Source organism: Flagellimonas sediminis, from assembly GCF_010500845.1.
Taxonomy (GTDB): Bacteria; Bacteroidota; Bacteroidia; order Flavobacteriales; family Flavobacteriaceae; genus Flagellimonas; species Flagellimonas sediminis.
The window spans coordinates 174,437-186,904 of the sequence record NZ_JAAAMI010000004.1 but is presented as its reverse complement, the minus strand read 5'-3'; the positions used below and the strand labels follow the sequence as shown (position 1 = coordinate 186,904).

Genomic DNA, 12,468 nt, shown 5'->3' with positions numbered 1-12,468 from the left:
AGAATATTGCATAAAATAGGATAGTTTTAAAGACCTGCGAGTGGCAAGAAAAACTTTTTTTTGTGTAGATGCACATACCTGTGGCAATCCCGTGCGGGTTGTTGCAGGGGGAGGTCCCAATCTTTTGGGCGCAAACATGAGTGAAAAAAGACAGCATTTCCTAAAGGAATATGATTGGATCCGCAAAGGACTCATGTTCGAACCAAGAGGGCACGACATGATGAGTGGAAGCATTCTTTTCCCACCGCATGATCCCCAAAATGATTTTGCCATTTTGTTCATCGAGACTTCTGGGTGTTTGCCCATGTGCGGACATGGTACCATTGGAACTATTACGATTGCCATAGAAGAAGGACTCATCACACCAAAAATTCCTGGTAAGATAAGAATGGAAGCCCCTGCGGGATTGGTGGAAATTGAATACCAACAGACCGGGAAAAAGGTAGATTGGGTGCGATTGGTGAATGTAAAATCCTATTTGGCCGCCGAAAATTTGACAGTGGAATGTCCAGAGTTGGGTAAACTCACTTTTGATGTGGCCTACGGAGGTAACTACTACGCCATCGTGGATCCACAAGAAAACTTTAGCGGTGTACAGGATTTTACGGCTGGCCAAATCATACAATACTCCCAAGTGGTGAGGAGGCGTATCAACGAAAAATATCCTGACCTATTTATCCATCCAGAAAATAGCACCATTCGCGATGTAAGCCATATGTTGTGGACGGGTGAACCCATTGATCCTACCTCTTCAGGAAGGAACGCCGTTTTTTATGGTGATAAGGCCATTGATCGTTCTCCTTGCGGAACAGGTACGTCGGCCCGAATGGCACAACTGCATGCTAAAGGAAAGTTGAAACAGGGCGAACCGTTTATCCATGAAAGTTTTATCGGGAGCAAGTTTGTGGGTAGGGTGGAACAAGAAACCACCTTGGCCGACAAGAAGGCGATCGTTCCGAGCATTCAAGGTTGGGCGCAGGTAACGGGCTATAACAACATCATCATAGATGATGACGACCCCTACGCCCACGGGTTCCAGGTTTTATGATGTAATCAGCTAAAAATGAAGAGAATAGTTGTTGTGGGAGGTGGTATCTCCGGGCTTTGTAGTGCCTATTATTTGGTAAGGGGAGGGCACCAGGTAACCGTTTTGGACCGTACGGATATATCCACAGGAGCCTCTTTTATAAATGCAGGGTACATAACACCGAGCCATTTTATTCCCTTGGCCGCCCCAGGGATTATTACCCAGGGCATCAAATGGATGTTCAATGGTTCCAGTCCCTTTTACGTCAAACCGAGATGGGATATGGAATTCTTCAAATGGGCCTTGCTTTTTAAGAAAGCCGCCACGGCTTCGCAAGTAAAGAGGGCCGTTCCCATAATCAAGGAACTTAATCTGAAGAGTAGGGAGCTGTATGAGCAAATGGTTGCCGACCTTGATTTTGCTTTTCACTACGAGAGAAAAGGTGTTTTGATGGCATACAGTACGGCCAAAAGTGAACATGAAGAGCATGAAGTAGCCGAAAAAGCCATAAAATTGGGATTGGACGCCGTGGTGTTATCCAAGGAAGAATTGCAAAAAATCCAACCTGTGTTATCGGACAAGGTGTTGGGTGCTGTGCATTACACATGTGATGCCCACATGACTCCCAATCAATTCATGAAGGGTATGAAAACTTGGTTGAAATCAAAAGGTGTTATTTTTGAATACAACCAGGCCGTGGATAGTTTTTTGTTAGATGGGAATTGCATAAGCGCGGTGAAAACCCAGGATTCCGTTTTTGAGGCCGATGCGTTTGTGTTGGCCAGTGGAAGTTGGACCTCCCAGTTGGCAAAATCCTTAAAACTGAACATACCCATCCAAGGGGGAAAAGGTTATAGTATGGATGTGCACCGTCCAACGGGAATTACATTGCCCACCATTTTGGTGGATGCCAGAGCCGCCATTACCCCAATGGAAGGTTTTACCCGTTTTGCGGGAACCATGGAATTTTCGGGCAACAATAGCACCGTTCGCAAAGAGCGTGTGAATGCCTTGGCCAATGCAGTCAAGGAACATTATCGGGAAGTGGAAATCAATGAAAATGAAAAGCAAAATGCTACCTCTGGGTTAAGACCGGTATCACCTGACGGTCTGCCCTTCATTGGTAGAACATCCAAATATTCCAATTTGACCATAGCCGCTGGGCATGCCATGATGGGATGGAGCCTTGGCCCCATAACCGGTAAATTGATTGCCGATGAAATTGACAATAGATCTACTTCAATCAATCTTGACCCGATATCCCCCGATAGATATTAACACCGCCATTTCAATTTGTCCCATGCTATTCTGACCTTTATAGAAGCCGATATTTCATATCACTTGACCAATTATCCGTATTTTTTTGCCCATTGTAGGATGTTAAGGGTAATATAGTATTGGTTTGTGGTAATATGAAAGGGTAAATCAAAGGAGATTATCTCTAGTTTTAGGCTTATTTAAGTTATGAGATCTTTTGTCAAAAAAATAAGTGTACTTTTTATACTTATAACCTTTGGAGCTGCATTTGGGCAGGGAACGGTAAAGGAATATAAAAAGGCCATTGCCTTGGACTCCCTATTTCGGAATAAAGTGTTCAATACCCCTTCTGAATTTCACTGGCTACCCAACAATCTACTTTGGTATGTAAACAATACGTCTCAAGGAAAGGAATATTTGTGGGTAGATCCTACGACCGGTATCCAGAAAAAGTGTTTTGATCAAGTGGCGTTGGCCAAATTGCTTACCGACCAATTAGATAAGGACGTGGACTCCGATAATATGGAAATCACTGAATTGGATTTTGATGCCAGCTTCAGGGAAATCAAATTGGTGTTCAATGGAAAAAGACTTTCCTATTTGCCGGGCTCCAATAGTTTGACCGCACTTGATACCATAGAAGAAAAGAAAGGTTGGGAGCGGGGTTATTGGGGAAGTAGGTTCGATGAAACCAAGAATCCACCGGTAGTCTCACCGGATTCTACCATGACGGCCTTTATCAAAAACAGTAACGTTTATATCAAGGAGAACAAATCGGGAGAGGAAACCCAGTTGAGTTACGATGGGGCACCCGGGTTTTTCTATTCAACCTACCTAAAATGGTCACCTGATGGCAAGAAGATCATGGCGTACAAAGTCCGGCCTGGGGACGATCGCAAAATCTATTTTGTGGAATCTAGCCCAACAGATCAATTTCAGCCCAAATTGCAATCCAGGGACTATTTAAAACCTGGTGACGAATTGCCGTTTAAAAGTCCACAACTGTTTTTGGTGGATTCCAAAAAGCATATTGAAATACCCACCAACGAGTTTAACCATCAGTTTGGTCTGAACAATATGGATTGGCGGGAAGATAGCCGTGCCTTTACCTTCGAATACAATCAAAGGGGACATCAAGCCTACAAAATTATAGAAGTAGATGCTTCCACAGGAAAAGTGAAGGTGCTGGTGAATGAGACCAGCAACACCTTTATCGATTACAGTAGCAAAAAATACCGGTATGATGTTAAGGATGGACAAGAAATCATCTGGACATCGGAACGGGATGGCTGGAACCATATTTATCTGTACGATGGTAAAACCGGACAGGTGAAAAAGCAGCTTACCAAAGGGGAATGGGTGGTGCGCAAGGTTGTTCATGTAGATGAGGAAAAAAGGGAGGTCTACTTCACGGCCAGTGGGTTGGACAAAGACCAGGACCCTTATTTTATCCATTATTGCAAGGTGGATTTTGATGGAAAGAATTTTATCCGTTTCACCAAGGAAGATGGTAACCATGACGTAACTTTTTCCGAGGACTACAGGTATTATGTGGATCAGTATTCCAGGGTTGACACACCACCTATGACCGTATTGAAATCGGCCCAAGGGAATAAAAACATGAAGACCTTGCAACAGGCGGATCATGCTGCTTTGCTTAAGGAAGGATGGATTGCTCCCGAAGTCTTCACGGCAAAGGGGCGTGACGGAAAAACCGACATCTGGGGTGTCATTATTCGCCCCACCTCTTTTGATCCCAACAAAACCTATCCTGTAATCGAGTATATTTATGCAGGGCCTCATAGTTCGTTTGTGCCAAAGGATTTTAGGGCCTACTACTGGTCCATGTCCTCAATAGCAGAGTTGGGTTTTATTGTGGTTCAGATTGACGGAATGGGAACATCCAACCGCTCCAAGGCCTTTCATGACGTTTGTTGGAAGAACCTGAAGGATGGAGGTTTTCCCGATCGCAAGCTTTGGATCCAGGCCGCCGCCAAAAAATACCCATACATGAATGCGGACAACGTGGGAATTTTTGGAACATCGGCAGGTGGACAGAACGCCGCTGCCGCCTTGGTATTCAATTCGGATTTTTACGATGTGGCCGTTTCTTCCTGTGGCTGCCATGACAACAGAATGGACAAGATCTGGTGGAACGAACAATTTATGGGCTATCCCGTCGGACCCCATTATGCGGCATGTTCCAATGTGGAAAATGCGGCCCAAATGGGTGGCGATTTAATGCTCATCTTGGGAGAGGTGGACGATAACGTGGATCCAGCAACCACTATGCAATTTGCCAATGCCCTGATTAAGGCCAACAAGGATTTTGAGTTGGTTACCATTCCGGGTATGGGCCACTCCTCTGGAGGCGATTTTGGGGAGCGAAAACGCAAGGATTTTTTCGTGGAACATCTTTTGGGGGTTACCCCTCCTTCTTGGGAAGAAGTCTATAATTAATTAAAAACTATAATTGAACTGGAAATGTTCAGAATAAAAGTAATGGCATCAGAAATGAAAATGATCAAACGATTTTACTTCACCATGTTGGGCCTTGTTGTGGGGATGTCAACAATGGTGGGCCAAAGCGGTAACCAAATATTGGATGGTATCGGCGAAACGGGAATGATAGCCCGATATATCTTCAACGGGGATGCCAAGGATTGGTCCCGGAACAATCTACATGGCAGGATTTATGGTCCCAACGCCAAGTTTGAAGATGACGAAAAGTTTGGTAAAGTGCTTTTGTTGCCTGGAGATGACAAGACCTATGTTTCCATTTCGGGTGAGGCAATAGAAGGTGAAGAATCTTTAAGTATTACCGCATGGGTCAATTTCAGCTCCGAGCAAATGGGTCAGACCCTTTTTGATTTTGGCAAGGATGATAGGACCCATTTTTTTGTATCTCCTTTTGGAACCAAGAAAAAGGAAGGCTACCAGGCACAGATCATTCAAAATGGCAAGCAGAAATATGTGGCCCTTTCCAACGATATTAAAATAGAGACAAACCAATGGGTGCACTTGGCGGTGGTCCTTGACATTCCTTCGAAAACCATGGGAATCTACATCAATGGGAAGCAAGTGGGAAAGGTGGAGCACATGGAAATGGAGTTGAAAGAGTTGTTTACACATGAAAACCAGCTTTACATTGGAAGATCCATTGCATCGGGCAATCCATTTCTCAATGCAAAGATCCATGATTTCAGATTGTACAGAATCCCCTTAAGTGAACAGCAGATAGAAAGGATTCGGTATATAGCCTTAAAGGGAGGTGATGAAGTGGTCAAAAGAGAAAAACCCGTGGACAACCTGCCCCAATTTGAGCCGAGCAACCCGCAACTGTACAATACATACTTGACTGGAGTCCCAAATGTAGAGGTAGAGACCGTGGTGGGCTACCTTCCTAGGTTACCACGTTATGTGAAGGGTACTTATAAAGATGGTGTGCAAGGTCCGGAAGTTAGGGTATTGTGGCCATCCCCAACCGATAATTCCAGTGTTCAACAACCCGGCACATATGAGGTGATAGGAAAAGTGGCCGGAACCAATTTTCAACCCAAAGCGATTATCACCGTTAAAAATGGTGAAACTGGAGGTACGCCCCATCAAAACTTGGAAGCATTTGAATTGGAGGATGTTTCTCTGGATTATGATGCCTTGGGAAATCAAACAAAATTCATAGAGAACAGGGACAAGTTCATCAATACCTTGGCGCAGACCAATCCTGATAATTTTCTCTATATGTTTCGAAATGCTTTTGGCCAACCACAACCTGAAGGAGCAACCCCGTTGGGCGTTTGGGACAGTCAAGAGACCAAGTTGCGTGGCCATGCCACCGGCCATTATCTCACGGCCATAGCCCAAGCCTACGCCAGTACGGGATATGACAAAAATTTACATGCCAATTTTGCTCAAAAAATGGATTATATGGTGAATACCCTTTATGGGCTTTCCCAACTTTCTGGGCATGCAAAGGAAGCAGGTGGTCCATACGTTTCCAATCCCACTGAGGTGCCCCCTGGTGCTGGTAGGGAAGGGTTTGATTCCGATCTGAGCGAGAGTGGTATACGTACCGATTATTGGAACTGGGGAGAAGGATTCATCAGTGCCTATCCTCCCGATCAGTTCATCATGTTGGAAGGTGGGGCCAAGTATGGTACCCAAAAAAACCAAGTGTGGGCTCCATACTACACCTTGCATAAGATTTTGGCCGGGTTGATGGATATCTATGAAGTGACCGGTAACCAAAAGGCCTTGGATATCGCCAAGGGAATGGGAAACTGGGTTTATGCCCGTTTGAGCCAAGTGCCAAAAGATACCCTTATCAGCATGTGGAATACCTATATTGCTGGAGAATTTGGAGGGATGAACGAAGCCATGGCACGTTTGTATCGAATCACTAATGAACACCGCTATTTGGAGGTGGCACAATTGTTCGATAACATCAAGGTGTTCTTTGGTGATGCAGAACATTCACACGGATTGGCAAAAAATGTGGATTCCTTTAGAGGCCTACATGCCAACCAACACATCCCACAGATTATGGGAGCCCTAGAAATTTATCGCGATTCCGAATTACCCGAATACTTCCGAGTAGCGGACAATTTTTGGTATAAGGCCAAGAATGATTACATGTACAGCATTGGGGGAGTGGCCGGTGCCCGTAATCCTACCAATGCGGAATGTTTCATAAGTCAACCTGCTACCTTGTATGAAAATGGGTTTTCCGCAGGTGGGCAGAACGAAACCTGTGCCACCTATAACATGCTCAAGTTGACCCGCAACCTCTTTATGTTCGATCAGCGAACCGAGTTGATGGACTATTATGAACGTGGACTTTACAACCATATACTTGCTTCCGTGGCCGATGACAATGCAGGCAATACCTACCATGTGTCTTTACGACCCGGTTCCATGAAAAGGTTTGGCAATGCAGATATGTCAGGTTTTACTTGTTGTAATGGAACTGCTTTGGAGAGCAGTACCAAACTACAGAATTCCATCTATTTTGAAAGTCACGATCATAAGGCATTGTATGTGAACCTGTTTGTTCCATCTACCTTGCAATGGAAAGAAAGGAATATCATCGTGGAACAGAAAACCACTTTCCCGAAGGAAGATCATACACAATTGATTGTAAAAGGAAAAGGAAAGTTCGACCTTAACGTTCGCGTACCCCAATGGGCCACCAAAGGGTTTTATGTAAAGATCAATGGTAAGGAAGAGAAAGTATCGGCCCAACCTGGAACTTACCTGACTTTGTCCCGAAATTGGAAAAACGGGGATACCGTCGACATTCAGATGCCATTTCAGTTTCATTTGAATTCTGTGATGGACCAACAGAACATTGCCAGCCTATTTTATGGTCCCATTTTGTTGGCGGCCCAAGAACCGGAGGCAAGAAATGATTGGCGTAAAGTAACCCTGGACGCCGAGGATCTTGGAAAAACCATACAAGGGAATCCCCAGAAATTGGAGTTCACCATTGATGGGGTGGTTTTTAAACCCTTTTATGAAACCTATGGAAGGCATTCCGTGTATTTGGATGTAACCCTAAAATAAGTATCAGCAAGAAAAAGAGACAACAATTTAATACCTTGGAAGACCAATAGATGCACCCAAGGTGTATCCCAAAAAACCAACACAAACATGATCAAAATGGGTTTAAAGAAAATCGGGACTTTGGCAATTGCCTTGATGGGTACCCTTGCCTCGGCACAGAACAGTAAATTGGCCGACATTGTGACGGAGTTCGAAGCGGACAATTGGGCGTTGAACCGTACCTACAATGTCCACGAATCCCAAGAATATTATCAAAGGTTCAAAACTTTTTATTCTGATTGGGAGAAAAAGATGGACGCCGTGGATTTTGACGGGCTCTCACAACAGGGAAAGGTGGATTATGTGTTGTTGAAGAACCAAGTGACCAAGGGGTCCTATTTTTTAAACCAGGATTATGATGAATTCAAACAAGTAGAGCAAGTAGCGGCATTTGCCAAGGATATCTACCCGTTCATCAAGGAAAGAAGAAGAGGGAAAAGACCCGATGCTAAAAATTTAGCACAGATTCTTCAAAATGCATCAAAGACCATAGCTGCTGATACTGAAGCTTGGAAATCCAAACCTTTCAAAGATTGGCAAACGGCCGACAAGGCTTCGGGAGTGGTGGTATCTCTTCAAAAAGGACTGGAAGAAGCCTATAATTTCTACTACGCTTACGACCCGAATTTTACCTGGTGGGTGAAGGAGCCATACAAAAAAATCAATGAAGAGCTTACTACCTATGCCGAGTTCCTCAAAAACAACTATTCACAGAACAGTGTTAAGGATGATGGAAGCGGAATCATAGGGAAACCTATTGGTGAGGCGGCCCTCAAGGAAAGTTTGGCCATGGAGTTCATACCTTACACCCCTGCAGAACTCATCAAGACGGCAGAAGAACAATTTGCGTGGTGCAAAAGCGAGATGATCAAGGCATCACGCGAATTGGGTTACGGTGACGACTGGAAAGCTGCTTTGGAACATGTGAAGAACACCTATGTGCCAGCCGGGGATCAACCCCAGGCCATCATGGACCTGTATTCCCATTCCGTGAAATTCATAGAGGAAAGGGATTTGATAACCTTACCAGAATTGGCCAAGGAAACATGGGGCATGGAAATGATGAGTCCGGAGCGCCAAAAAGTGAACCCTTTCTTTTTGGGAGGAAGGGATATCATCATCTCGTATCCTACTTTGGACATGGATCATGACGATAAATTGATGAGTATGCGTGGCAATAACCCCAATTTTTCGTTTCCCACGGTACAGCATGAATTGTTGCCGGGCCATAATTTGCAGTACTTTATGACCAGTAGGCACAAGAGCTACAGAAGACCCTTTTCCACTCCATTTTGGACAGAAGGTTGGTCACTGTACTGGGAAATCATTCTCTGGAACAAGGATTTTCCACAAACACCCGAGCAAAAAATGGGCATGCTTTTTTGGAGGATCCACCGTTGTGCGCGGATCATCTTCTCCTTAAAATTCCATTTGGGTGAAATGACCCCGCAGGAATGTATCGATCTATTGGTGGATCAAGTAGGGCACGAGTATGCCAATGCAGAAGCCGAGGTGCGCCGTTCCTTCACTACCAATTATCCGCCTTTGTACCAATTGGCCTATATGATGGGTGGCCTGCAGTTTTATGCGCTCCGAAATGAGATGTTGGAAAAGGGTTGGACGGAGAAACAGTTCCATGACAGGGTGATGCAGGAAGGTAGGATGCCCATTGAACTATTGCGAAGCTTGTTACAAGATCTTCCCTTGAACAAAAATTACAAGACCAAGTGGAAATTCTCCACTCAGTTCAAGTAGCAATGATGACAGAATAGATGAATTGTACTGGACAGAACCGATTGTCCATTCCTTTACTATCAAAACAGAACAAACAACCAAAATGAAGCATATCAAACTTTGGATGGCTGTCCTTCTATGCGCCATCATATTACCTGAAGCACAAGCGCAACAGACCTATTGGAGTCGCGTTGAAAAGAGGGAATCCACCTTGGGGGTTTCCGATGTATATCAAAAATTTGAAACGCCGGATTTCAGGTTGAAATTGGTGCGAGCTTCCCAAACCGTTGCCGCTTTGAACCCAGTCAAAGAACCTTATTTTGATTTCACTCCAGGTGACCGATTGGAAATTAGGGACAAGGATAGTCTGTATCATTTGGGAGACATCAATCTTAGAATCAAGGAAGCCAATGACGAGTGGAAAAAGTATTCCACTGCATATCACCGGGCTACAGTCACTCCTTTGTCAACCTCTGGAAATATATTGGCCGCCGCCGATTTGGCCAATACCCTGCCATCCGATATTCCGGTTTCGGTAAAACGCTATTACGAATTGGATAACGACAAGCTGGTCATACGTTTTGAAATTACAAACAAGTCGGGTGCGCCTATTGAAATTGGAGCATTGGGTATCCCGATGATCTTCAATAACATTCTGGAAGGCAAGTCGCTTGTGGAGACCCATGCCCAAAATGTGTTCTTCGATCCCTATATGGGAAAAGATGCCGGGTATCTGGAAGTAAAACGTTTAAGCGGAAGAGGACCGGCCCTTTTGGTATTGCCGAAAGAAAACATGGCTTTTGAAGCTTACCGACCTTTATTGGACGACCCCACCCCGAAGAGCATTGTGTTTGAAGGTTTTCATGAGTGGATGGTATACAGCAAGGCTTATGCAGATAACGAATGGAAAGGGGTGGAGCAGTGGAATGAACCAACCTCTATTGTCTTAAAACCTAGGGAATCCAAGAACTTTTCCTTCAAACTGGTCTTGTCCGAAGGGATTAAGAACATTCAAGAAACCTTGGTGCAGGAAGAGCTACCGGTTGCCGTTGGTGTGCCTGGGTACGTGTTGCCTCAAGATATAAAGGGCCAGCTTTTCATTCAATATAAAAATGAAATTGCCTCTTTGATGGTTGAACCGAAGGGAGCTTTGGAGGTCAAACCCGATGGCAAAGCTCCATCCGGCAGTCTAAGATATGTGGTCCAAGGCAAAAAATGGGGTAGGGCCAGACTTACCATTACCTATACCGATGGTGTACAACAGACCGTAAATTATAAAGTGATCAAACCTGAATCCGAGGTGATCCGAGATTTTGGCCATTTCTTGACTACCGAACAATGGTTCGATGATCCCAACGATCCTTTTGGAAGAAATCCATCCCCCATCACCTATGATTATGAGAAAAAGGAACAGGTTACTAAAGATGGAAGGGCATGGATCAGCGGATTGAGTGATGAAGGTGGTGCAGGTAGTTGGTTGGCCGCCATTATGAAACAATTGGTTCAGCCCGATCGGGAAGAAATTGCAAAACTGCAACATTTTGTGGATGAAACCCTTTGGGGAAACATCCAATACAATGAAGGGCCGAACAAATATGGGGTAAAAAAGAGTGTGTTCTATTATGCCCCTGATTCCCTTCCCAAAGGCACTTATGACGAAAAGATAAACTATAATACCTGGGCAGCGTGGGACCACAAGCATGCCAACGATCCAGGACGATCGTACAACTACCCCCATGTGGCCGCAGCTTATTGGACGATGTACCGGTTGGCCCGCTACCATCAAGGATTGGTGGACAACCATTCTTGGGAGTGGTATTTGGAAAATGCCTACCAGACCAGTGTGGCCATGGTAGAAAAAGCACCCTATTATGCCCAATTCGGTCAAATGGAAGGATCTGTTTTCCTTTTGATACTGAAAGATTTGCAAAATGAAGGATTGACCAAAGAGGCCACCGATCTGGAGAACAGAATGAAGGAAAGGGCCGAACACTGGCGGGCGTTGGACTACCCTTTTGGTAGTGAAATGCCATGGGATTCCACAGGTCAGGAAGAAGTGTACATGTGGTCCGATTATTTCGGGTTTGACCGAAAAGCTTTCATTACCCTTAATGCCATTTTGGCCTATATGCCCACCATGCCCCATTGGGGCTATAATGGCAACGCAAGGAGATATTGGGACTTTCTGTACGGTGGAAAGGCAGGGGAAACCTCTCGAGTGGAACGACAGATCCATCACTATGGTTCCTCGTTGAATGCCATCCCGGTACTGAACCAATTCAGAAAAAAACCGGACGATTTGTATTTGTTGCGAGTCGGTTACGGTGGACTTTTGGGAGGTATTTCCAACATTACCCAAGACGGTTTTGGTCCAGCAGCCTTCCATTCCTATCCGTCGACCCTCAAAATTGATGGCATTTCTGGGGATTACGGTTCCGGTTTTTATGGCTATGCAGTGAATACCTCTTCCTATTTGGTAAAAGATGAACATTTGGGATGGCTGGCCTTTGGAGGGAACCTTGCCCAAAAAGGGGATGTGGTAGAAATGGAAATTACCACTGCGGCCAAATCCAGGGTATTCATTGCCCCAAAAAACCTTTGGATGACCTTGGATGCAGGAACCTTTAAAAAAGTATCCTACAACTTGGTTACGGGTGAAGTGATGGCAACGCTGAATAATAAGACCGAGCATACACCGGTAGCCTACCTAAGGGTTGATGGGACTGTGACACTTCCTTACAAAATGGTAAGGGGCGCCTATGAAATTGAGTTGGGCAAGAAAGAAATCCAAATCAAACTTTAGCGGCCAGACATGAGGATTAGGGTTGTAACGATACTTTTGTGCCTTT

General features: G+C 44.8%; 6 protein-coding genes. All 6 read left to right on the top strand.

The genetic code is table 11. The annotated features are described in order from the left end of the window. The first annotated feature begins 40 nt into the window (after positions 1-40). The 6 genes from GTK07_RS09840 to GTK07_RS09815 all read left to right on the top strand — a co-directional run bounded on the left by GTK07_RS09840 (position 41) and on the right by GTK07_RS09815 (position 12,422). The gene (locus GTK07_RS09840; RefSeq protein WP_163635080.1) at positions 41-1,048 is read left to right on the top strand and encodes a 4-hydroxyproline epimerase; all 1,008 of its coding nucleotides are present in this window, start codon (positions 41-43) and stop codon (positions 1,046-1,048) included. Positions 1,049-1,063: 15 nt separating this feature from the next. Next, a complete protein-coding gene (locus tag GTK07_RS09835; protein WP_163635079.1) occupies positions 1,064-2,305 on the top strand; it encodes an NAD(P)/FAD-dependent oxidoreductase in 1,242 nt (413 codons plus the stop codon). Positions 2,306-2,491: 186 nt separating this feature from the next. Beyond that, entirely contained in the window at positions 2,492-4,744 is a 2,253-nt protein-coding gene (locus GTK07_RS09830; protein WP_163635078.1) for a S9 family peptidase, read from the top strand. Between the two features lie 24 nt (positions 4,745-4,768). Beyond that, positions 4,769-7,846: a beta-L-arabinofuranosidase domain-containing protein gene (locus tag GTK07_RS09825; RefSeq protein ID WP_235932760.1), complete on the top strand. Its 3,078-nt coding sequence runs from the start codon at positions 4,769-4,771 to the stop codon at positions 7,844-7,846. A 96-nt stretch (positions 7,847-7,942) separates the two neighbouring features. Then, positions 7,943-9,640 carry a DUF885 family protein gene (locus GTK07_RS09820; RefSeq protein ID WP_163635077.1) on the top strand — a complete coding sequence of 566 codons (1,698 nt, stop codon included), beginning with the start codon at positions 7,943-7,945 and terminating at the stop codon, positions 9,638-9,640. Between the two features lie 82 nt (positions 9,641-9,722). Next, positions 9,723-12,422 (top strand): DUF5695 domain-containing protein, encoded by a 2,700-nt coding sequence (locus GTK07_RS09815; protein ID WP_163635076.1) that lies wholly within the window; start codon positions 9,723-9,725, stop codon positions 12,420-12,422. The last annotated feature ends 46 nt before the right edge of the window (positions 12,423-12,468 follow it).